This is a genomic window from Actinoallomurus sp. NPDC052274, assembly GCF_040679475.1.
Classification (GTDB): Bacteria; Actinomycetota; Actinomycetes; order Streptosporangiales; family Streptosporangiaceae; genus Actinoallomurus; species Actinoallomurus liliacearum.
This window is the reverse complement of the sequence record NZ_JBFAUT010000003.1, coordinates 154,173-174,929: the sequence shown is the minus strand read 5'-3', so window position 1 is coordinate 174,929 and position 20,757 is coordinate 154,173. Positions and strand designations below refer to the sequence as shown.

Annotated in this window: 29 protein-coding genes and 1 pseudogene; 8 read left to right on the top strand and 22 right to left on the bottom strand. The window is 70.8% G+C overall.

The features are described 5' to 3' along the window. Positions 1-32 precede the first annotated feature (32 nt). The 3 genes from AB0K82_RS04215 (at position 33) to AB0K82_RS04205 (ending at position 3,058) form a co-directional block, all read left to right on the top strand. On the top strand, positions 33-767 hold the full coding sequence (locus AB0K82_RS04215; protein WP_364392518.1) for a maleylpyruvate isomerase family mycothiol-dependent enzyme: 735 nt from the start codon (positions 33-35) through the stop codon (positions 765-767). 82 nt (positions 768-849) lie between these two features. Then, a complete protein-coding gene (locus AB0K82_RS04210) occupies positions 850-2,007 on the top strand; it encodes a glutamate--cysteine ligase (protein ID WP_364392516.1) in 1,158 nt (385 codons plus the stop codon). A 64-nt stretch (positions 2,008-2,071) separates the two neighbouring features. Then, entirely contained in the window at positions 2,072-3,058 is a 987-nt protein-coding gene (locus tag AB0K82_RS04205) for an iron-containing redox enzyme family protein (RefSeq protein ID WP_364392514.1), read from the top strand. On the opposite strand, the gene AB0K82_RS04200 is transcribed toward AB0K82_RS04205, so the two are convergent. From AB0K82_RS04200 to AB0K82_RS04180, 5 genes are all read right to left on the bottom strand, one after another. Continuing rightward, positions 3,023-3,280 (bottom strand): CDGSH iron-sulfur domain-containing protein, encoded by a 258-nt coding sequence (locus AB0K82_RS04200; RefSeq protein ID WP_364392512.1) that lies wholly within the window; start codon positions 3,278-3,280, stop codon positions 3,023-3,025. The two genes, AB0K82_RS04205 and AB0K82_RS04200, sit on opposite strands and share 36 nt — an antisense overlap. Further along, entirely contained in the window at positions 3,264-3,902 is a 639-nt protein-coding gene (locus AB0K82_RS04195; protein WP_364392510.1) for a HemK2/MTQ2 family protein methyltransferase, read from the bottom strand. The genes AB0K82_RS04200 and AB0K82_RS04195 overlap by 17 nt, the downstream gene beginning before the upstream one ends. Before the next feature lie 103 nt (positions 3,903-4,005). Further along, positions 4,006-4,161, bottom strand: a complete 156-nt coding sequence (locus tag AB0K82_RS04190; protein ID WP_364392508.1) for a hypothetical protein — start codon at positions 4,159-4,161, stop codon at positions 4,006-4,008. 134 nt (positions 4,162-4,295) lie between these two features. After that, positions 4,296-4,529, bottom strand: a complete 234-nt coding sequence (locus AB0K82_RS04185; RefSeq protein ID WP_364392506.1) for a hypothetical protein — start codon at positions 4,527-4,529, stop codon at positions 4,296-4,298. After that, on the bottom strand, positions 4,526-4,831 hold the full coding sequence (locus AB0K82_RS04180; RefSeq protein ID WP_364392504.1) for a hypothetical protein: 306 nt from the start codon (positions 4,829-4,831) through the stop codon (positions 4,526-4,528). The genes AB0K82_RS04185 and AB0K82_RS04180 overlap by 4 nt, the downstream gene beginning before the upstream one ends. A gap of 144 nt (positions 4,832-4,975) precedes the next feature. On the opposite strand from AB0K82_RS04180, the gene AB0K82_RS04175 reads away from it, so the two are divergent. Continuing rightward, positions 4,976-6,271, top strand: a complete 1,296-nt coding sequence (locus AB0K82_RS04175; protein ID WP_364392502.1) for a hypothetical protein — start codon at positions 4,976-4,978, stop codon at positions 6,269-6,271. A 10-nt stretch (positions 6,272-6,281) separates the two neighbouring features. On the opposite strand, the gene AB0K82_RS04170 is transcribed toward AB0K82_RS04175, so the two are convergent. Beyond that, positions 6,282-6,425, bottom strand: coding sequence for a hypothetical protein (locus AB0K82_RS04170; protein ID WP_364392735.1), 144 nt, complete (start codon positions 6,423-6,425; stop codon positions 6,282-6,284). Here AB0K82_RS04170 and AB0K82_RS04165 point away from each other — a divergent pair. Beyond that, a pseudogene (locus tag AB0K82_RS04165) lies at positions 6,385-6,516 on the top strand (TetR/AcrR family transcriptional regulator); the annotation flags it as partial. The gene AB0K82_RS04170 and the pseudogene AB0K82_RS04165 sit on opposite strands and share 41 nt — an antisense overlap. 101 nt (positions 6,517-6,617) lie before the next feature. On the opposite strand, the gene rdgB reads toward AB0K82_RS04165, so the two are convergent. From rdgB to AB0K82_RS04150, 3 genes are all read right to left on the bottom strand, one after another. Further along, positions 6,618-7,214 (bottom strand): RdgB/HAM1 family non-canonical purine NTP pyrophosphatase, encoded by a 597-nt coding sequence (rdgB, locus tag AB0K82_RS04160; protein ID WP_364392500.1) that lies wholly within the window; start codon positions 7,212-7,214, stop codon positions 6,618-6,620. After that, positions 7,211-7,930, bottom strand: coding sequence for a ribonuclease PH (rph, locus tag AB0K82_RS04155; protein WP_364392498.1), 720 nt, complete (start codon positions 7,928-7,930; stop codon positions 7,211-7,213). The genes rdgB and rph overlap by 4 nt, the downstream gene beginning before the upstream one ends. A 159-nt stretch (positions 7,931-8,089) precedes the next feature. Further along, positions 8,090-8,839: an MBL fold metallo-hydrolase gene (locus AB0K82_RS04150; RefSeq protein WP_364392496.1), complete on the bottom strand. Its 750-nt coding sequence runs from the start codon at positions 8,837-8,839 to the stop codon at positions 8,090-8,092. A 90-nt stretch (positions 8,840-8,929) separates the two neighbouring features. On the opposite strand from AB0K82_RS04150, the gene AB0K82_RS04145 reads away from it, so the two are divergent. Next, the gene (locus AB0K82_RS04145; RefSeq protein ID WP_364392494.1) at positions 8,930-9,418 is read left to right on the top strand and encodes a hypothetical protein; all 489 of its coding nucleotides are present in this window, start codon (positions 8,930-8,932) and stop codon (positions 9,416-9,418) included. 37 nt (positions 9,419-9,455) lie between these two features. On the opposite strand, the gene AB0K82_RS04140 is transcribed toward AB0K82_RS04145, so the two are convergent. From AB0K82_RS04140 to AB0K82_RS04125, 4 genes are all read right to left on the bottom strand, one after another. Further along, positions 9,456-10,208: an MBL fold metallo-hydrolase gene (locus tag AB0K82_RS04140; RefSeq protein ID WP_364392492.1), complete on the bottom strand. Its 753-nt coding sequence runs from the start codon at positions 10,206-10,208 to the stop codon at positions 9,456-9,458. A 10-nt stretch (positions 10,209-10,218) separates the two neighbouring features. Next, the gene (murI, locus tag AB0K82_RS04135; protein WP_364392490.1) at positions 10,219-11,034 is read right to left on the bottom strand and encodes a glutamate racemase; all 816 of its coding nucleotides are present in this window, start codon (positions 11,032-11,034) and stop codon (positions 10,219-10,221) included. Between the two features lie 301 nt (positions 11,035-11,335). After that, positions 11,336-12,079 carry a thioesterase family protein gene (locus tag AB0K82_RS04130; protein ID WP_364392488.1) on the bottom strand — a complete coding sequence of 248 codons (744 nt, stop codon included), beginning with the start codon at positions 12,077-12,079 and terminating at the stop codon, positions 11,336-11,338. A gap of 157 nt (positions 12,080-12,236) precedes the next feature. Then, positions 12,237-13,091, bottom strand: coding sequence for a helix-turn-helix transcriptional regulator (locus AB0K82_RS04125; protein WP_364392486.1), 855 nt, complete (start codon positions 13,089-13,091; stop codon positions 12,237-12,239). A 147-nt stretch (positions 13,092-13,238) separates the two neighbouring features. On the opposite strand from AB0K82_RS04125, the gene AB0K82_RS04120 reads away from it, so the two are divergent. After that, positions 13,239-13,865 (top strand): YbhB/YbcL family Raf kinase inhibitor-like protein, encoded by a 627-nt coding sequence (locus AB0K82_RS04120; RefSeq protein ID WP_364392484.1) that lies wholly within the window; start codon positions 13,239-13,241, stop codon positions 13,863-13,865. Between the two features lie 50 nt (positions 13,866-13,915). On the opposite strand, the gene AB0K82_RS04115 is transcribed toward AB0K82_RS04120, so the two are convergent. The 8 genes from AB0K82_RS04115 to clpS all read right to left on the bottom strand — a co-directional run bounded on the left by AB0K82_RS04115 (position 13,916) and on the right by clpS (position 18,929). Continuing rightward, complete coding sequence (locus AB0K82_RS04115) at positions 13,916-14,593, bottom strand: nucleotidyl transferase AbiEii/AbiGii toxin family protein (protein ID WP_364392482.1); 678 nt, start codon at positions 14,591-14,593, stop codon at positions 13,916-13,918. After that, positions 14,584-14,967, bottom strand: a complete 384-nt coding sequence (locus tag AB0K82_RS04110; RefSeq protein ID WP_364392480.1) for a hypothetical protein — start codon at positions 14,965-14,967, stop codon at positions 14,584-14,586. Before AB0K82_RS04110 ends, AB0K82_RS04115 begins: the two co-directional genes overlap by 10 nt. A gap of 74 nt (positions 14,968-15,041) precedes the next feature. Continuing rightward, positions 15,042-15,989 (bottom strand): cysteine synthase, encoded by a 948-nt coding sequence (locus AB0K82_RS04105; RefSeq protein WP_364392478.1) that lies wholly within the window; start codon positions 15,987-15,989, stop codon positions 15,042-15,044. A gap of 1 nt (position 15,990) precedes the next feature. Beyond that, positions 15,991-16,263 carry a MoaD/ThiS family protein gene (locus AB0K82_RS04100; protein ID WP_345359784.1) on the bottom strand — a complete coding sequence of 91 codons (273 nt, stop codon included), beginning with the start codon at positions 16,261-16,263 and terminating at the stop codon, positions 15,991-15,993. Positions 16,264-16,451: 188 nt separating this feature from the next. Further along, positions 16,452-16,883 carry a M67 family metallopeptidase gene (locus AB0K82_RS04095; protein ID WP_364392476.1) on the bottom strand — a complete coding sequence of 144 codons (432 nt, stop codon included), beginning with the start codon at positions 16,881-16,883 and terminating at the stop codon, positions 16,452-16,454. 25 nt (positions 16,884-16,908) lie between these two features. Then, positions 16,909-17,856, bottom strand: coding sequence for a sensor histidine kinase (locus AB0K82_RS04090; protein ID WP_364392474.1), 948 nt, complete (start codon positions 17,854-17,856; stop codon positions 16,909-16,911). A 242-nt stretch (positions 17,857-18,098) separates the two neighbouring features. After that, positions 18,099-18,635 carry a DUF2017 domain-containing protein gene (locus AB0K82_RS04085; protein WP_364392472.1) on the bottom strand — a complete coding sequence of 179 codons (537 nt, stop codon included), beginning with the start codon at positions 18,633-18,635 and terminating at the stop codon, positions 18,099-18,101. A 3-nt stretch (positions 18,636-18,638) separates the two neighbouring features. After that, positions 18,639-18,929: an ATP-dependent Clp protease adapter ClpS gene (clpS, locus tag AB0K82_RS04080; protein ID WP_252778952.1), complete on the bottom strand. Its 291-nt coding sequence runs from the start codon at positions 18,927-18,929 to the stop codon at positions 18,639-18,641. Between the two features lie 32 nt (positions 18,930-18,961). On the opposite strand from clpS, the gene AB0K82_RS04075 reads away from it, so the two are divergent. After that, positions 18,962-20,293 (top strand): nicotinate phosphoribosyltransferase, encoded by a 1,332-nt coding sequence (locus tag AB0K82_RS04075; protein WP_364392470.1) that lies wholly within the window; start codon positions 18,962-18,964, stop codon positions 20,291-20,293. Between the two features lie 63 nt (positions 20,294-20,356). On the opposite strand, the gene AB0K82_RS04070 is transcribed toward AB0K82_RS04075, so the two are convergent. Further along, a complete protein-coding gene (locus tag AB0K82_RS04070) occupies positions 20,357-20,665 on the bottom strand; it encodes a hypothetical protein (RefSeq protein WP_364392468.1) in 309 nt (102 codons plus the stop codon). Between the last annotated feature and the right edge of the window lie 92 nt (positions 20,666-20,757).

The window sequence follows — 20,757 nt, the reverse complement described above, 5'->3', positions numbered from 1 at the left end:
CGGAGTCCGCGCGACCGGTCAGGCTTGTCCCGATGGAGCCCTCCGACTTCCTCACCCGGCTGCGGGCCGAGAGCGCGCACCTCGCCGCGTTCGCCGCCGATCGCGACCTCGGCGCGCCCGTCCCCACCTGCCCCGGTATGAACGTCGGCGAGGTCGTCCGGCACCTCGGCAGCGTGCACCGCGCGGTGATCGACTGGGTGCGCGCGCAGCGCCGGCCCGAGGACTGGGACCGCCGACCGGACGACGGCGACGTGATCCGCTGGTTCCGCGCGGGCGCCGCCGACCTGCACGACGAGCTCGGCCGGCGGTCTCCGGACGAACCCTGCGACACGTGGTCCCCGGAGGACCGTACCGTCGGTTTCTGGTGGCGGCGGATGGCGCACGAGACCACCGTGCACCGGGTCGACGTCGAGGCGGCGTACGGCCCGATCGGCCCGGTCGACGCGGAGTTCGCCGCCGACGGCGCCGACGAGGTCCTGTCGCTCTACCTCGTCCAGCGGTTCGGCCGCGGCGGCCGAGGGCGGCCCGCGGCCGCCCGTACCGTCGGTGTCGCCGCCGGATCCCGGGTATGGCGGGTGACCTTCGGCCCCGCGTCCGCCGAGGTGACCGCCGAGCTGCCCGATGACGCGGACGCCGTGGTGATCGGCGATCCGGCCGCCGTCTACCTGTGGCTGTGGGGCCGCCGGGGCGACGACGCGGTCCGCGTGTGCGGCGACCGCGGGGCGGCGGCGGACCTGCGCGCCGCCCTCGCCGCCGCCACCGGCTGAGGACCTCCGGCCCCGGTGTCGACCGTGAGGGTCATTCCTTGGCGAACCGTTAGCGGGCCGCCGCACCGGGAATGGCATCGGCATGGGGGACGGGCCGGTGTACGGCCTCGACGACGGGGTGACCGTGGGCGTGGAGGAGGAGTTCCTCCTCGTGGACGCGGAGACGCGGCGGACCGTGCCGCGGGCGGCGGCCGTACTGGCCCGCGCCCCGGAGGCCGGCGTCGATCTCACGCCCGGCGGCGGGCTGTACGGCGAGCTGCTCACCGCCCAGGTCGAGGCCGCGACCGGAACCTGCACCACGCTGGACGCCCTGCGCGACCAACTGTGCGACGGCCGGCGCCGGCTCGCCGTCGCGGCGGACGCCGAGGGCGCGCGGTTGATCTCGTCGGGGACCGCCGTGCTGCCCGGGGACGCCGTCCCGGTGGCCCCCGGTGAGCGGTTCGCGGAGATCGCCGAACGGTACGCCGGCGTGGTGGCGGACTACCAGGCGTGCGGGTGCCACGTGCACACCGGCGTGGCCGACCGGGAGACGGCGATCGCGGTGGTCAACCACCTGCGGCCCTGGCTGCCGACGCTGGTGGCGCTGGCGGGGAACTCACCGTTCGACCACGGCCGGGACTCGGGGTACCAGAGCTGGCGGATGCTCGATCAGGCGCGCTTCCCCGGCTCCGGGGTGCCGCCGTGGTTCCCCTCGGCCGCCGCCTACGACCGGCAGGTGGCTCGGCTGGTCGAGGCCGGCGCGCTCATCGACGAGCGCATGTCCTTCTGGCTCGCCCGGCCGTCGCCGCGGCTGCCGACCGTCGAGGTCCGTGCCGGAGACGCCGCCACCACCGTCGACGAGGCGGTGCTGCAGGCGGCCCTCGTCCGCGCCCTGATCCGTACGGCCCTGTCCGACCTGCGGCGGGGCCGGGAGGCACCCGCCGTCGACGACCAGCTCTGCGCCGCCGCGACGTGGACGGCGGCCCGGTACGGCCTCGACGGTCCCGGGGTGCATCCGGTCGAGGAACGCGCGGTACCGGCGACGCGGCTGCTCCGGGAGATGCTCGACCGGGTCCGCCCGGCGCTCGAGGCGTCGGGCGACCTCGCGCGCGTACGCGCCGTCCTCGCCTGGCTGGCGCGGCACGGCTCCGGTGCGCTGCGCCAGCGCGCCGCCGCCGCGTACGGCCTGGGCGCGGTGGTGGACGTGCTCGCCGAACAGACGGCCGGCCCATGCCGAGAGGACGTGACGGAGGTCCCATGACCGAGCGAAGCGAGGGAATCGGGAAGCGCAACGCCCTGGTCATGGGGCCGACGAAGGAGATCCCATGACGCTGGAGGCCACGATGCCCGAGCCGCGCGGGCCCCTGTCGGAGACCGTGACGGTCGCGCTGGCCGGCGGGCCGCCGCCGACGGCGTCGCCGGAGGCGGTCCGTGCCGCCGAGCCCTTCGGCGAGGATCTGCACCTGGCGCTGTACGTCTGCTACGAGCTGCACTATCGCGGGTTCGACGGGGTGGACCCGCGCTGGGAGTGGGATCCGGAGTTGCTGCGGCTACGGCGGCGGCTGGAGGATCGCCTCCTGCCGGCCCTGCGCGCGGTGTGCCCCGGGGGGACCGACGCGGGGACCGCGCTGGGCGGGCTGCTCGTCGAGGACCCCGACGCCTACGGCGTCTCGCACCACCTGCTCGACGCGGGGCGGTGGTGGGAGATGCGCGAGTACCTGGCGCATCGCTCGATCTACCACCTGAAGGAGGCCGATCCGCACGCGTGGGTGATCCCGCGGCTGCGCGGCGAGAGCAAGGCGGCGCTGGTCGCCGTCGAGTTCGACGAGTTCGGCGGCGGGCGGGGCGAGCGGATGCACGCCAAGCTGTTCGCGGACCTCTTGGACGGCGCCGGGCTGGACTCCCGGTACGGCCACTATCTGGATCACGCGCCCGCCCGGACGCTGGCCACCGTGAACCTCATGTCGCTGTTCGGCCTGCACCGGGCCTTGCGCGGGGCTCTCGTCGGGCACTTCGCCGCCGCGGAGATCACTACCCCGCCGAACGCGGACCGGATGGCGCGGGCCCTGACCCGCCTGGGCGCGGGGCCGGAGTGCACGCGGTTCTTCACCGAGCATATCGAGGCCGACGCCGTACACGAGCAGGTCATGCGCCGGGACGTGATCGGCGACCTGCTGTCCCGGGAGCCGGAGCTGGCGGCCGACGTCGTGCTCGGGATCCAGGCCACCGCGTATCTCGAGGACCGGCTCAGCGATCACCTGCTGGAGTGCTGGCGATCAGGCCGTACCTCCCTGCGGCGCCCGCTCCCCTGATCCCCGCTGCCGGCGGCGGTGGCTGGTGTCGCACAGCGGGTACCGGCGGCTGCGCCGGCACGCGCATACGGCGACCACGAAACGATCGCAGTACAACGTCGTGCCGGCGTCGGTGACCAGCTCCACCGGCCCCTCGATGAGGACCGGGCCGCCGGGCACGACGACCACGCGACGCGGCTCCCGGCCGGGTCGCCCGTCCGGATGCTCAGCTCTGGTCGGCACGGACCACCACCAACTCCTCGTGTCGCTGACCCGGGCGGATCAGCCCCTGTTCCTCCAGGAACGCCGCCCGCGACCGCATCACCGGCCCGAACGGCTGCCTCCACCGCGCGACGACCGACGCCTTCAACCCACCGCCGCGCAGCGAGTTCAGCGTCGTCTCCACCCCGCACAGCACCGACTGGACCATCAACAGCGTTCCCCCGACGGCCAGCGTCCCCGGCACGCGGGCGCAGATCCGATCGATCACCGCCCGGCCCCGCCGTCCCGCGTCGAACGCCCGGCCGCGTACGCCGCGCGGCGCGCCCGCGCTCGGCACGTACGGCGGGTTGGCCACGATGACGTCGAACACCTCATCCGCGACCGGCTCGAACAGATCGCCTCGAAGCACCCGCACCGGCACACGTCGCAGCCGGGCGTTCATCCACGCCGTCAGGACGGCGCGGCCCTCGACGTCCACGGCCGTCACCGCTTCGGCGCCGGCGTACGCGGCGACGATCGCCAGCGCACCGGTCCCGGTGCACAGGTCGAGCACCCGGGAGCCCTGCAGCCTGCCACCGCACAGCTCTCTGGCCAGCAGGAACGTGTCGCTTTGCGGCCGATATACCCCGAGGGGCCGGAACATCCACATCGTGGTCGCCTATCCGGTTGATCGACGTCGCGGGCCGCCGGCCTCCGGCACCATCGCCGGCGCGGCAGGCATTCCACGCGAGATGGAGTGCACTCTCTTAGGCCGCCCCGCCCAGATCCTCTTCCAGGAGCGGGCAGTGGTCCGGTCGGCGGCGACGGGTGCCCGGCTGGAAGCGGGACTCGTCCATGTGGCGCAGGCCCTCTTCGCCGTCGGCGCGCGCCGTCGGCGCGCCCCTTTCGCGGGCCTTATGCAACTTTGTTCCCCCGACAACGCCCCGCCTCACCTGCGCACCGGGAACCGGTGGCGACCGGAAGGCTCGGAGAACGAGACGATCTCAGGATGATTTATCCCGGATGATGACGCTTTGCCAGAGCCGCCATCGAAGCTTTACCGAGCCATCCGCCCGCCCCGCATTCGCGGATTGAGCCGGAACCGCGGCGGCCAGGGCCAGGTCGTCGCGGTGAGGATCGCCCTGGTCAACTCCTCCGGATCGAGCGCCTCCACCAGCCGCCATCCCACCGGAGGCGGCACGAGTGCCCACCAGGAGCCGGTGTACGAGCCGTACCAGATCACCATTCCCGGGAATCTGCGGCGGAGCACGCCCAGCGCGCTCTCGCTCACGCCCGTGGGTCCGGCCGCCCGGCCAGATACCCCGTGATCTGGGCCGCCGCACCCGCCGGGTCGTCCGTCGCGTGACGCACCTCATCGGTACGACGCCAGACGAACGACCCGTTCCTGACCTCGATCCACACCCGTTCGCCGGTGAGGCCGGCGCGGACCGAAAGGGCCGGCCGGGCGTCGCTCAGCCCGACGTACAGTCCCGAGCCGGCCAGTTCTTCACAGAGCTCGACGAGGAGCCTGAGTTTTGCTTCGCGCCCGAATCCTGCGCTTTCACCGTGCGGATTCTCCGGGGGGATCTCCATGGCACCTTCCCTGCTCCGCCGCTTGACGGCGGCCTCCGTTGCTTGTTTGCCAACGGCAAGAGAAGCTGTTTCCACCAAACGTAACGACCCCCGAGCCACACTCCTTCTCTCCCCTTCTTTTTGGTGGAGGACTAAATGCCGGAAATGAGCACAACGCCGAATATTCAGCTCACCGCTTGGCGGGAGGCACAGGGCGACGGCGGCTGGAGTCGCGCCCAGATGGCGACCGCCGTGAACGGCACACCGACGGGCATCGCAGAGGGGCTGATGTGCGACGAGGAGCGCATCCGCCGTTGGGAGCGCGGGGGGGTGCTGTGGCCGCACCGGCCGTACCGCCAGGCTCTGGAGGAGCTGACCGGGTTGTCGATGGAGGAGCTCGGTTTCGTCCCGCCGAGCAGGCAGCGGGAGCGGCGCATGGTCGCCGCGCGCATCCTTCCTCAGGACGCGCTGCGAACCGAGGCCGAGCTGTTCAGCACCATGGAGCTGGCCAGGATCGCCGACGTCTCGCACATCGGGTCGGGCACCGTCGAGGCGATCCAGGAGGCGGTGGAGCTGCTGTGCCGCGCATACCCCAACACGCCCGCGCGGCTCCTGCGCGACCGTGTCAAACAGCGACTCTCATACGTCCTCGGCCTGCTGAACGGACGCCTGACCCTCGCCCAGCACCGCGAGATCCTCATCCAGGCCGGCTGGCTGGCCGCGCTGCTCGGCTGCCTGCATTACGACCTCGGCGAGCGCGAGCACGCCGAGGCCGCACGGCTTGGCGCTCTGCAGATGGGCAGACAGGCCGAGCACGGTGAGCTCGAGGCGTGGGCGCACGAAATGGCGGCCTGGTTCGCCCTGACCGAGGGCCGCTACGAGGACGTCCTCGAAGCCGCCGAGCGCGGCAAGGCCGTTGCGGGTACCAGCAGCGCACTGGTCCAGCTCACCCTGCAGGAGGCCAAGGCCCACGCCCGGTTGCAGCACCGCCGGGAGGCGGCTGCGGCCCTCGAGCAGGGGGCTGCGCTGCTCGCCAAGCTGCCGACCCCCGTACACCCGGACAACCATTTCGTCTTCGACAACACTAAGTGGATCTTCTACGCCGCCACCGTCTACGCGTGGCAGGGCCACGATGCCCGCGCCGAGGAGCACGCCCGGGAAATCCTGGCCCGCCACACCCGCTCGGACGGCACCACGAACGCCCCGATGCGGGTCGCCAACGCCCGCCTCGACCTCAGCCTCGTACACGCGCGTCGCGGCGATCTCGACGCGGCGGTCGAGGAGGCGATAACGGCGTTCGGGTACCAGCGCAGGAGCCTGACCGACCTCATCAATCGCGGTCAGGACCTGAACCGCATTCTCCGGAAGCGGTATCCGGGCGAGCGGCGGGCCGCCGAGTTTCATGAGCGGCTGATGACCGCGCAGCGGGCACTGGCGGAGGACCGACCAGATCTCCTGTAGCGGCCCAGCTCTACTTCTTGGTGCAGGTCAGGAGGAGGGCGCCGTTGGCGAAGGTGCGAGTGTCGGCCGGTGACCACGCCTGGAGGCCCCCCGCCGCCCCGAGTCGCGCGAGGGTGCTGACCCGCACCATCCGCGCCGACGTCGAGGCGAACATCGCCTACCACCTGGACTCCGGGCCGCCCGGGAACGGCACGACGGTGGTCACGCTCTATCCGGCGATGAAATGGCTGATCGTGGAGCGGCTCACCCTGCCGGAGGTGTTGCCCGAGGCGGAGGTCGAGGCGCTGATCACGAGCGTCGTGGAGCGCGCTGCCGCTCGACGAGGGGGCCGCGAGCCGGTGAGGCCTCAGCCCGCGTGGTCCGCCCGCGTGCGGATGCGGTCCGCGAGGGCGGTGAACGCCTTGCCGCGGTGGCTGATGGCGTCCTTCTCCTCGGGGCCCAGCTCGGAGTTCGTACGGGTGTCGCCCTCGGGGACGAAGATCGGGTCGTAGCCGAAGCCGTTCGTGCCGCGCGGCGCGTCGATGATGACACCGTCCATGTGCGCCTCGACGGTGTCCTCCTCGCCGGACGGCCAGACGATGGCCGCCGCGCACACGAACCGGGCGCCCCGGTGCTCGGGCGCGACGTCGGACAGCTGGCCGAGGAGCAGGTCGAGGTTGGCCTGGTCGTCACCGTGCCGGCCGGCCCAGCGGGCGGAGAACACCCCGGGCATGCCGTTCATGGCGTCGACGCACAGCCCGGAGTCGTCCGCGACGGCGGGCAGCCCGGTGTGCGCCGCGATCGCGCGGGCCTTGAGCAGGGCGTTGCCCGCGAACGTCAGCTCGGTCTCGGGGACCTCCGGCGCGTCCGGGAACTCCTCGAGGCCGACGACGTCGATGCCGTCGAGGATCCGGCGCAGCTCGGCGACCTTTCCCTGGTTGCGGGTGGCGAGCACGACCTTCATGACCCGAGTGCCTCCTGCTGGATGCGGGTGAGCTCGGCGCAGCCGCCGGCCGCGAGGTCGACGAGGGCGTCGAGCTCGGCACGGTCGAACGGCTGGCCCTCGGCGGTGCCCTGCACCTCGACGAAGCGGCCGTCGCCGGTGCAGACGACGTTCATGTCGGTCTCGGCGGCGACGTCCTCCTCGTAACACAGGTCGAGGCGGGGCTCGCCGTCGATGACGCCCACGCTGACGGCCGCGACGGAGCCGACGAGCGGGCTGGACCTGACCAGCCTGCGCTCGCGCATCCAGGCGACCGCGTCGGCGAGGGCGACGTACGCGCCGGTGATCGCGGCGGTGCGGGTGCCGCCGTCGGCCTCGAGCACGTCACAGTCGAGGATGATGGTGTTCTCCCCGAGCGCCTTGTAGTCGACGCAGGCCCGCAGCGAGCGGCCGACGAGACGCGAGATCTCGTGCGTGCGGCCGCCGATCTTGCCCTTGACCGACTCGCGGTCGTTTCGGGTGTTGGTCGCGCGCGGCAGCATGGCGTACTCCGCCGTCACCCAGCCGAGCCCTGAGTCACGGCGCCAGCGCGGCACACCGGTCTGGACGGACGCGGCGCACAGCACCCGCGTGCGGCCGAACTCCACCAGGACGGAGCCCTCGGCGTGGGAGAGCCAGCCACGCTGGATGCGGACGGGACGTAGCTGGTCGGCTGACCGACCGTCGGGGCGAGCCATGGGCCCAACCCTATCCAGACCTTGGAGGGCCCCGGCGCCTCAACGGCGGGTACGACGGACGTCGACCGCGGACCGAGGCACCGGCCGCGCGCGTCATAACTCATATCCGCCGCGCGTCACACCTCGTACGCGCCGCACGGGTCACAGGTCGTACGCGCGTCACAGGTCGTAGGCGGCGCCTTGGCGGGCCAGCTCGATCTCGCCGCGGAATCCGCCCGCGCCGGCCTCGGCCAGGACGGTGGCCGGATCGTTCCAGGGCACCAGGTGGGTGAGGACCAGCCGCCCGACGCCGGCCCGTGCCGCGTGTTCCGCCGCCTGCCTGCCGGTCAGGTGCCCTTGCGTCGGGTCGTACCGTTCCTGGAGGAAGGACGCCTCGGCGAGCAGGAGGTCGGCGCCCTCCGCGAGCGTCACGAGCGCGTCGGACTCCCCCGTGTCGCCGGAGTAGGCCAGCGTCCTCCCCTGGTGCTCCAGCCGGAAGCCGTACGCCTCGACGGGGTGGTTCACGCGTGCGGCCGTCACGGTGAACGGTCCGACCCGCAGCGTCCCGGGACGCAGGGTGCGAAAGTCGAACACCTCGTTCATCCCGGGATCGAGCGGAAGGTCGTACGCGCGGGCCATCCGTTCGGCGGTGCCCGCGGGCCCGTGAACGTCGATGCGTGGCCAAGGACCCCCGGCGCCGTATTTGCGGGCGACGTAGTAACCGCACAGGTCGAGACAATGGTCGGCGTGCAGATGCGAGAGCAGGATCGCGTCGATCGCATAAAGGTCGATATGGCGCTGCAAAGCCCCCAAGGCGCCGTTCCCCAGGTCGAGTAGCAGTGCGAAGCCGTCCGCTTCGACCAGGTAGCACGACGCGGGACTCGTCGGCCCGGGAAAGCTGCCCGAACAACCGACCACGGTGATCCGCAAGTATCGCCCTCTCGTCAGGCCCTCGTCCACCACGTCGTCATCGAGCTTAGCCTGGACCCTCCGCCCACGCGATCAGACACAGGAGTGCCGATGCCCATCGAGATCGAACGGAAGTTCCTCCTCGCGGCCACACCCGATTGGAACCATCCCCTTCTGCGCTCCGCGACGGTAATAGGTTTCGAACAGATCTACCTCAAGGCGGACGGCGCCGAAGAGGAGAGAATCCGGCGGAGCCGGCGCGACGGAGTCGACAGCTACCATTACGCCCACCTCCGCCCGTTGAGCAAGGGCACCCGCGAGGTGATCGAGAAGGAGATCGACGCCGGCGAATACGAGCGACTGCGCCTCCGACGCGACCCCACGCGGCAGATCATCATCAAGGACCGCCACTGCTTCACCTGGCAGGGGCGATTCTTCGAACTCGACGACATCCAGCAACCCGTGACCAGGAGATGCCTCCTCCTGGAGGTCGAGATCGACCGCCTCGCCGAGGAGGTGCCCCTTCCGGACTTCCTCCGTTACGAGCGGGAGGTCACCGGAGAGACCCGATACTCGAACGCGGCGATAGCCCTGGGGTGAACGGGAACGCCGAGCCGGGTACCGCGTCTGTTCGTTCCTAGATCTCGTAGACGGCGCCCGGCTGGGCGAGTTCTATCCTGCCGCGGAAGCTGCTGTCCTTCGCCTCCGACAAAGACAGCGCCGGGTCGTTCCACGGCAGAAGATGGGTGAGGACGAGGGTGTCGGCGTCGGCCTTCGCGGCGTGCTCGGCGGCCTGGCGCGCGGTGAGGTGCTGCGCGGCGAGGGGCAGGTCGGGGCGCTCGATCCAGGCGGCCTCGCACAGGAAGAGGTCGGCGTCACGGGCGAGTTCGATCAGGGCGCTCGATTCCGCGGTGTCTCCGGAGTAGGCGACCGTGCCGCCTTGGTGCTCGATGCGGAACCCGAAGGTCTCCACGGGATGGTTCATCTGGGCCGTCGTCACGGTGAAGGGCCCGATGGTGAAGGTCGAGGGTCGCAGCGTGTGGAAGTCGAAGGTCTCCCGCATGCCCGGCTCCGGATCGAGCCCGTAGGCGCCGGCCAGATGCTCGGCGGCGCCGGCGGGTCCGTAGACCGGGATCACCGGCTGTTTCCCATGGGGCGCGAACGTCCGGGCGATCCAGTAGACGCACAGGTCGAGGCAGTGATCTGGATGGAGATGGGAGACGCAGATGGCGTCGATGTCGAGAAAGGGGTGGTGACGTTGCAACATCCCGACCGAGCCGCTGCCGAGGTCGAGGAGCATCGCGAAGCCGTCGGCCTCGACCAGGTAACAGGATGCCGGGCTGTCGGGTCGGGGAAAACTGCCAGAACACCCAATGACCGTAAGCCGCACCACGACCTCCTTAAACCGTATGCATACCGCTGACCGGGGCGGATTCGACGAGCCCGATCTCCGGGCCGAGGAAGCGGCGGCCGAGGACGCCGAACGGCGCCGGGTCTCCGGTCGCCCGGAACCGGTGGCGGGGCTCCGGGGAGCCCTCCGCACGGGCCAGGCGGCGGTCGTGCAACACCCGGTAGACGTCCTTGGCGGTCTCGTCGGCGCTTGATACGAGGGTTACCCCGTCACCGGCGACATATGAGATGGCACCGGCCAGCAACGGGTAATGCGTGCAGCCGAGGATGAGTGTGTCGCACCCCGCGTCGAGGATCGGCTCGAGATAGCCTCGCGCGACGTCGAGGAGTTCGTCGCTCATGGTGATGCCCCGCTCCACGAACTCTACGAAACGCGGACACGCCACACTTGTCAGTGTCACATGAGGCGCAGCGGCGAACGCGTCATCATATGACCGGCTGGTCACGGTCGCACGAGTCGCCACCAGCCCCACGCGACCCGTACGACTGGCGCTGACGGCGGCGCGCACGGCCGGCAGGATCACCTCGACGACCGGGACGTCGTAGCGCTCCCTGGCGTCGCGCAGCACCGCGGAACTGGCGCTGTTGCAGGCGATCACGAGCATCTTCACGCCCTCGGCCACGAGGTGGTCGAGCACTTCGAGGGCGTAGGCGCGCACCTCGGCGATCGTCTTCGGGCCGTACGGGAACCGCGCGGTGTCGGCGACGTACAACACGGATTCGTTCGGCAACTGGTCGAGGATGGCGCGGGCGACGGTCAGCCCGCCGACCCCGCTGTCGAAGATTCCGATTGGCGCGTCAGACATGATCCCAACAGGCTAAGAGACCATGAGCTGATCGCCGGGTGGATGCGCCGCACATCACACTGTGATTTCCGGCCCTTTACGACGCCCGCTTCCGGACCAGAGAAACCCAGGAGACGCGGCCGACGCGGAGCGCCCTCGCGGCCGTGGTCGACGCGGACGGCGGCAGTGACCGCGGGCGGTGTCGACGGCGGGGGGAAGGTGTCAGCGGCGGCTGCGGCCGGGACGGACGGCGTCAGCGGCCGCAGCCGGTGGCGGCGGCTGCGGCCGGCGCGGAGGGCGTCGGCAGTCGGCGCGGAGGGCGTCAGCGGCCGCGGCCGACGCGGGCGATCTGGCGGCTCTGCGCGACGAGCCGTCCGGCGGAGTCCCAGACCTCCACCTCCTCGTCGAACCACCCGTCGCTGACCAGCCGGGCGCGGCCGTGGAGAGCCAGCCAGCCCGGCGTGGGAACGGCCCGCATGTGCCACGTCAGCTCCACGGTCGGCGCCCAGCCACTCGCGCCGGCGTTGAGCACCACCGGCGGTAGGGCGTCGACCGCGAGGGCGAGGAGGATCCCGTCGGGTTCGTACGGCTCGCGCATCCGGAGATGCCCGCGCATCTCGGGAACCCCGCTGGGCCGCCCGTCGAGCCAGCCTATGGTGGCCGGGTCGTACCGCAGGTCGATCTGGCGGGCGAAGCCGTTGTTCGACGGGAATTCCGGGCACTCCTCGATCGGCGGAAGCTTCTCCTGCTCCACCGAGTAAACGGGAGCGGCGTCACCGTCGAGGGTTCCGGTGGTGATGAGCGACTCGACCAGGGCCTGATCGTTCTGTACGAGCGTGACGCGTGCCACCTCCGCCGTACGCCCGGCCTTCAGCGGCTCGACCCGGACCTCCGCGGGCCCGGCCTTCGACACGCGCAGGAAGCTCGCGCTGGTGGCGACGGGGTGCGGGTGCGAGGACTCCTCGAGTACCGCGCGCGTCATCACCGCCATCGCGTAGCCGCCATTGATCGCTTCTCCGATGCCGAAGTCCCCGTCCAGGTCGACGGCGTAGCGTCCCTCCGCCACCCGTCGCACGGTCGTGGCCGCCGCGAAGCCGCCCATTCCCCCACCCCAACCGCCGAATCGAATCACATTCGGTAATACCCTACCGGCCCGGTGGCGTACGAGCCGGACGAGGAGCTCAGATGGGACGATCGCCACATGTTCCGCCGCGCGTCGCGACTCAGCTCACCGCCCTCGCCGTCCGGGCGAGCACGCCGGCGCGAGAGGAGACGATCTTGCGCAGCGCCTGTTCCGCCGCCGCGTCGGCCGGAGTGACGGCGATCAGGTACTGGTCGGAGTTGTCGAGTGTGGCCAGGGTGGTGTAGCGGATCGTCAGGTCACCTCCGACCTCGTGGCGGACGCGCTTCGTACCGTGCGTGCGTTCCTGCACGGTGTGGTCGTTCCACCAGGCCGAGAACTCCTCGCTGTGATGGCGCAGCTCGCCGATCAGCGCGCGCAGCGGGGCATCGGCGCGGTGGCGCGCGAGGTTGGCGCGCAGGTTCCCGACGGTCTCTCTGGCGATCCTGGTCCAGTCCAGCTGCATCTCGCGGATCCGCGGCACGAGGAACAGCATGCGGGCGACGTTGGCGGTCTCACCGCTGCCGAAGTCCGCGCCGAACAACGCCGCCGCGGGTTCGTTCCGGGCCAGGACGTCGAAGCGGAAGTCCACGATGTAGGCGGGCAGCAGCGGCATCCCGTCCAGGAGCTCCTGAAGGTCGGCCCCGACCGGTGCGGGCCGGTGGCGGGACGGCGGGGCCTCTCCCCGCGCGATCAGGTGCAGGTGGTGCCGTTCGGACTCCGACATCCGCAGGGCTCGCGCCAGGGCGTCGAGGACGGCGGTGCCGGGCGAGCCCACCCGGCCCTGCTCCAGACGGGTGTACCACTCGACACTGATGGCGGCCGACTGGGCGACCTCCTGGCGCCGCAGACCCGGCGTACGGCGATGGCCCGCCGCCGGCAGACCGACGTCCTCCGGCCGTACGCGTGCCCGCATGACGCGCAGGAACTCCGCCAGTTCGGTGTTATGCCGACTCATCCGACTCACCCATGACCCGCATGATCCAAGAGGCCGGTGCGCCATGTCGATCGAGGAGCCTGGCACTGCGAGTACCAGCATCCTGGCGGCCTTCCTCCGGTCGGGTCCGCGCCGCGATCGTGGACGCACGATCGAAGGAGGCAGGAAATGAAGAGATCCGTTCGGACCTTCGCGACGGTGGCCGGTGCCGCCGTCCTGGTGGGATCGGCCGCGACGGCCGCCGCCGCGCACGATGGGCGTCACGGCCCGGCCGGCGACGGGGGTTACGGCTTCACCGTGATCCGCAAGGGCGTGCCGGACTCCGCCGAGCGGATGACGCTGACCAGCCCGGACGTCCGGGACGGCGGCGCCTTCCCGGCCGCGTCCTGGGCGAACTCGTTCGGCTGCTCGGCGGGTAACAGACCACTGCGCCTGACCTGGAGCGGAGCACCGGCGGCGACCCGCAGCTACGCGGTCACCATGTACGATCCGGACGCGCCATCCGGCAGTGGGTTCTGGCACTGGCTGGTCTGGGACATCCCCGCCGGCGACACCACGCTGGGCGCCAAGCCGCCGACGGGTGCCGTCTCCGGCACCAATGACGCCGGCGGCACCGGCTACCTCGGCCCCTGCCCGCCCGCCGGCGACATCGGGCATCGCTACCAGGTGACCGTGTACGCGCTGAACGTCTCCGGCCTGGATCTGCCGGCCGACACACCGCCCGCCGTCGCGACCTTCACCATGGGCCCCCACATCGTCGGGTACGGCCGTATCACCGCCACGGCTCAGCGGTAGGGCGCCGTCGCGCCCCGGGAGGGCGGCGGGTGAGAACGCTCCGGCAGGACTCAGAGCTCGGGATCGACCTCTTCCTCCTCCATGAGCCGGAGGTTGATGTCCTGCGCCCATTCGGCCGCGAACCGCTTCACCCGCCGCACCTCGTCCAGCGTCAGGCCGTAAGCCTCGAACTCCGAGTCGTTGCGCAGCTCTGCCGCTTCAAGTCGCGAGGCCAGGCGACGCAGTGAGAAGTCGGATTCATGCGAACGGCAGAGCCATTCGAGGCGCTCGAAGCTGTACTCCCCCGCGAGCGCTGCCGCGTCGATGAGGTCACGCGCTATGCCACGATCGTGCAGCGCTCGCATCTTCAGGCCGACTGCATCGTCGAAACCCAGCACGGGGCAGGAGTCCACGATCACGGGGCTGACGCGAAGGGTCGCCTTCATGAGATCGACTTCGCAGGACTCACTCGTCAGCGGATCTGTGACCACCAGCCGGGCGAACCGGTCGTTACCCGGAGCGGCGGCGACATCGAACCCCTTCGCCCGATAACCCGCCACCACGCGCAGTGTCAGTTCCTCGACCGGTAGGGGGTTCGCGGTCGCGAAGTCGATGTCCTTACTGGGTCGATCTACCAAGCCGTGGGCCTTCATCGCATAACCGCCTGCGAGGAATAACCCGTGCTCCTCGCAAAGGTCGAGCCCCGCCTCGATGAGTCGCCGGTGAAAGGGAGGGAAATCTATGCCCACGGCGACTCTTTCCAGCGGGCGAAGGCTGCTGCGAAGGCACCGGGAGACGCACCGATCCTGGCCAACTCGGGAAAACGGCCCTCCCATGCCTCCACGTAACCGTCGCCCAGCCTCCGGTGCAGAAGGGGCCACGCCTCGAGGAGGTAGTCGCCGTTGAGGAACTCCGGATAGTGCTTCTGCAGTCCCTGCACGATCACCAACTCGTAAAGCGCGACTCGCTGCGCGAAGCGCTCGATGTCGTAACGGGTGTGACCTGACCAGCAGAGATCCAGAGGGAGGTCGATGACGCCCTCGCGAGGACCGTGTAGGTCGGACAGGGAGCGGGGAATCCAGCGCGGCAGGTGCGCCGTCCAGCTCGGCAACGTCTCGGGCATACGGCCATTATGCCGAGCACACCGAACGTACGCGGGCGCTCACCGAAAGAGACGGCGAACGCCCGCGAGGCCGGTCAGGCCCAGAGCTGGCCTTCGAGGCGCTCCTCGGCCTCCTCGAGAGTGCCGCCGTACGCGCCCGTGGAGAGGTACTTCCAGCCGCCGTCGGCGACGATGAACGCGATGTCGGCGCGCTCGCCGGCCTTGACCGCCTTGTTCGCCATGCCGAGCGCGGCGTGCAGGGCGCAGCCGGTGGAGATGCCGGCGAAGATGCCCTCCCGCGCGAGCAGCTCACGGGTGCGCCGGAGCGCGTCCGCCGACGTCACGGAGTACCGCGTCGTCAGCACCGACTCGTCGTACAGCTCGGGCACGAAGCCCTCGTCGATGTTGCGCAGGCCGTACACCAGCTCGCCGTAGCGCGGCTCGGCGGCCACGATCGCGACGCCGGGCACCTGCTCGCGGAGGTACCGGCCGACGCCCATCAGCGTGCCGGTGGTGCCGAGGCCGGCGACGAAGTGGGTGATCGACGGCAGGTCATCGAGGAGCTCCGGACCGGTCGTCTCGTAGTGCGCCCGGGCGTTCGCCTCGTTGCCGTACTGGTAGAGCATCACCCAGTCGGGGTTCTCCTCCGCCAGCCGCTTGGCGACGCGCACCGCCTCGTTCGAGCCGCCGGCCGCCGGGGAGAAGATAATGCGCGCGCCCCACATCTCCAGCAGTTGCCGGCGCTCGGCCGAGGTGTTCTCCGGCATCACGCAGACGATGTCGTAGCCGCGGAGCTTCGCGACCATCGCCAGCGAGATGCCGGTGTTCCCGGAGGTGGGCTCCAGGATCGTACGGCCGGGCGCGAGCAGACCCTCCTTCTCCGCCTTCGCGATCATCCAGAAGGCGGGGCGGTCCTTGACCGAGCCGGTCGGGTTGCGGTCCTCCAGCTTGGCCCACAGCCGCACCTCGGGCGACGGCGACAGCCGTGGCAGGCCGACCAGCGGCGTACGGCCGAGGGAGTCGAGCAGGGAGTCGAAACGCACGTCAGCCGCCGGCGACGGCGGGCAACACGGTCACGGTGTCGCCGTCGGAGACCTTCGTGCCGAGGCCGCCCAGGAAGCGGACGTCCTCGTCGTTCAGGTAGACGTTGACGAACCGCCGCAGGCCCTTCTCGTCGACCAGCCGGTCGCGCAGGCCCGGGTGACGGGTCTCCAGGTCGGCGAACAGGTCGTCGAGCGTGGCGCCGCCACCCTCCACCGCCTTCGCCCCATCGGTGTAGTTACGCAGGATCGTCGGAATACGAACCTCGATCGCCATCGCGAGTGTGCTCCTTCGTCTTACGGTCCCGGCATGGCTCAACACGGCCGGATGCGCGGGGATTCCGGGCTCTGGGGGGTCAGCCCTGGCGACAGTCGTAGACGACTTCGGCGCGGCAGTGGCCGAAGAGGAAGTTCTGCACGGGCGTGACGACCGGGGTCGGGCGCTCCGTCATCGTCGTCACGGAATTAGTCTACCGAGTCGGGTTCGTACGACTCCACGACGCGGACCTCCTCCTCGTCCACCTCGCCGTCGACGATCCGGTAGGAGCGGAACTCCGTCTCGTCGTCGGCGCGGGTGGAGACCAGCACGTAGTGCGCGTTCGGCTCCGAGGCGTAGGAGATGTCGGTGCGGGAGGGGTAGGCCTCGGTCGCGGTGTGGGAGTGGTAGATGACGACCGGCTCCTCGTCGCGGTCGTCCATCTCGCGCCACACCTTGAACTGCTCCATCGAGTCGAATCGGTAGAAGGTCGGCGAACGCTCGGCGTTCGCCATCGAGATGAACCGGGTCGGCCGGTCCGAGCCCACGGCCCCGGCGACGACGCCGCACGCCTCGTCCGGGTGGTCGGCGCGCGCGTGCGCGACGATCTGGTCGACGATGGCCCGTTCGATGGTGAGCATGCGCAAAGCGTATCCACGGCGGGCCTCAGCGGGATTCGTGGCCCATGTGCAGCCGTACGACCGAGCCGCCGGCGCCGGACCGGATCTCCACGAGGTCGCACAGCTGCCGGACCGCCCACATGCCCGCCCCCACGGGCCGGTGCGGCGTGGGCGGGAAGTAGCCGAGGTACCGGTCGTCGAGCGCAACGCCGGCGTCGACGACGTCGCAGATCAGCCTGCCGTGCGCGGACCACACCCACACCGATCCGTGGCCCCCGCCGCACCGCGTGATGTGCGCGGCGACCTCGCTCACCGACTGCACCAGGGCGTGGCGGCGCTCGCGGGACAGGCCATGGTGCTCGGCCGCCGCCGCGACGAAGGCGCGCAGCCCGGCCGGGTCGCCGCCCGCGAAACCGCGGCTCAGCACCGGCTCGGTCGGCGGGGCGAGCGGGACCCGGTTGCGTTCGGCGTAGAAGACCGCCGGGTCGGTGAACAGCGCGCTCTGGCGGCTTCCGGTGACGCCGACCAGCTCCGGATGGGTACGGCCCACGTCCTCGGCGGCCTCGGCGGGCAGCGACCGCACGTCGTACGCGCACAGCAGGTTGGTCCCGGTCTCGGCGAACGCCACGTTGAGCAGCGATTCCAGCCGGCCCCACTCCCGGATCTCCGGCCGGGTGCGCGCCCGCCACACCGGCTCCGCGACGAGGTACAGCGGGCCCTGGGGCCACCACCGCTCGCGCGCGTGCGCGAGGTAGGCCGTGAGGGTCCGGGCCGGCGTGCCGAACCAGCCGGACGCGTCGACGAACTCGACCGGCCCGGTCCCGCGGCCGAGGCTCCGGCGTACGAGCCCGGCCCGCTCGCTGATCACGACCGGTCGGCCGCCCCTGGCCAGGCCCTCCCGTAAGAAGGGGATCGTCGCGTCGAGGAACTCGTCCTCGTGTCCGTACAGCAGGGCTCGGTGCACGAGCACATCGACGGAGTCGGTCGCGGTCATGGAGCCTCCTTCGTCGGAGGAGTGACCAGAGGGGCTGTGCTGTCGATTCCCTCGCTTCGCTCGGTCATGGGACCTCCTTCGTCGGCCTCATGACCAAGGTGCTGTGCCTATCGGTTCCCTCGCTTCGCTCGCTCACGCCCGTTCCTCCCAGCGCGGAGTCCGGCGGCGCCGCCAACCTACCAAGCCGCTGATCGACTGAGCGGGCCGAACGACCGATCAGCCGATCACTTCGCGACAAATGCTTACCAAAGCGCTCGAACCAGGTCCTCTTGGAGATAGGTCAGCCAGTCATAGGCCGCGAACGGCGCGGTCCGCGGATCGTTCCAGTCGAGCCTGCGCGTCTGTTCGAGCGTCTCCTCGTTGATCCCCAGGCGGGTGCCCAGGGCCAGGCGAAGATCGTTGAGCGACCGCAGCCACACCTGGGCCTGCTCGTCGTCCAGGAGGATCTCGCCGCCGTCGCCGAGCGTGTCCAGCACGAGCTGGGCCGCCGCCCGCTTGCCGTCCCGCAGGCCGGCCTCGGTGTAGCGCCGGAACTCCGCCGCCGCGGCCCCGTTGTCCCGGTAGGCGTCCGGGAACAACCGGGCCAGCACCGGATCATCCGAGACGGTGGTGTTCTCCGAGAAGCTGAGGTCCGGCAGGCCGTCGTCGCGCGGGCCGGGCGCGGGGCCGCCGAGCAGGTCGAGAAGCTGGGTGACCAGCGCGTGGACGACGGAGGCCTCCTCCCGCGTCATCCGCAGCCGCACACCGCCGCCGTGGACGCGGGTGAACCAGGTGTTCATGACTCAGACATCCTGCCGGACCGTGGCCCACAGACCGTACGAATGCAGGATCTCGCAGTCGCGCTCCATCTCCTCCCGCGTGCCACTGGACACGACGGCGCGGCCCTTGTGGTGCACGTCGAGCATCAGTTTCTCGGCCTTCATCTTGGAATAGCCGAACACGCTCTGAAAGACGTATGTGACGTACGACATGAGATTGATGGGGTCGTTCCAGACGATCGACACCCACGGACGGTCCGAACGTACGTCTTCGGCGGCGTCCGGCCGATCCAGTTCGACGGGAGCCGTGCTCACCTCAGTGCCTCCTTCCCGGGTGCTGCGCGCACATGGTGTACACACCACACCGTAATCTGCCACTCGTGCATCATTCGACGGCGCTGCTGACCGACCGCTACGAACTCACCATGCTCCAGGGTGCCCTGACGGCCGGCACCGCGGAGCGCCGGGCGATCTTCGAGGTGTTCGCCCGGCACCTGCCGAACGGCCGCCGGTACGGCGTCGTCGCCGGTACGGGCCGGTTCCTCGACGCGCTGGAGTCGTTCCGGTTCGGCGGCCCCGAGCTGGAGTACCTCATCTCCCAGGGCATCGTCGACGAACCGACCGCCGCGTGGCTGGAGTCCTACCGGTTCACCGGCAACGTCTGGGGCTACGCGGAGGGCGACTGCTACTTCCCCGGCTCGCCGATCCTCGTCGTGGAGGGCAGCTTCGCCGAAGCCGTGATCCTCGAAACCCTCGCGCTGTCGATCCTCAACCATGACTGTGCGATCGCCTCCGCCGCCTCCCGAATGGTGCGCGCGGCCGGCGACCGTCCGCTCATCGAGATGGGATCCCGGCGCACGCACGAGATGGCCGGCGTGGCCGCCGCCCGCGCAGCCTACCTCGCCGGCTTCCGTACAACGTCGAACCTGGAGGCGGGGCGCACGTACGGCGTGCCGACCGCCGGCACGAGCGCGCACGCCTTCACCCTGTTGCACGACAGCGAGCGCCACGCCTTCCAGGCCCAGCTCGACGCGCTCGGCGCCTCGACGACACTGCTCGTCGACACCTACGACGTCGCCCGCGCCGTCGCGGTCGCGGTCGAGTTGGCCGGCCCGGACCTCGGCGCCGTCCGGATCGACAGCGGCGACCTGGGCGAGATGGCGCGGGAGGTGCGCGAACAACTCGACGCGCTCGACGCGCACAAGACGAGAATCATCGTGACCGGCGACCTGGACGAGTACTCGATCGCCGGCCTCGCCGCCTCGCCCGTGAACGGGTACGGCGTGGGAACCTCGCTGGTCACCGGCTCCGGCGCGCCGACCGCGTCGCTGGTCTACAAACTGGTGGCCCGCGCCCAGTCCGACGACGGGCCGCTGCGGCCGGTCGCCAAGCACTCGGTCGGCAAGCCGAGCCGGGGCGGGCGCAAGTGGGCGGTCCGCCACCGTGACGAGAACGGCCGGGCGATCGCCGAGGTCGTCTCGCTCAACGAGCCGACCCCGGGCCCGTACGACCGTCCGCTGCTGCGCCCGCTGGTCGTGGGCGGCGAGATCGTCGGCCGCGAGGACCTCTCCGAGGCCCGCACCCGCCACGAACGCGCCCTCGCCGAACTCCCCCCGTCCGCCTTCCAACTCTCCCGCGGCGACGCCGCGATCCCGACGGAGTTCCTGAACGGCGCGTGAGTACCGATTGATCACCGACGATCGCCGCGCTCCAAGGGCGGCGATCGCCAAGGATCACGCGCATCAGAGCGCTGCCGCCGCCGGCGGGTCGAGCCAAATGAGCCGTACGTCCGCGCGCCGGGCGACCAGCCGCCGCGCACGGTCCGCGGTCTCGGTGCGGAACAACCGCTGACCGGAGCCGTCGGTAGGGGCGTACACGATCGCCTCGTCACCGAAGTCCAGCCCCCAGCCCACCACGACGCCGTCGTCGTGCTCGAAGTCCAGGAGCCCCAGCGCGAACCGGCGCGGAGCCGTCTCGGCCGACAACTCCACGAGCTCGGCGAGCAGGCCGTGCTCCGCCTCCTCAGACCCGTTGACCGGCACTTCGCACATGTTGACCCCCGTCTCAGCAGTGAGCCTGCCGCCATCCCTGTCTCGCTTGTTGCAGCAACAGTGACAGCGCATAGTTATGATCGCAACACTTT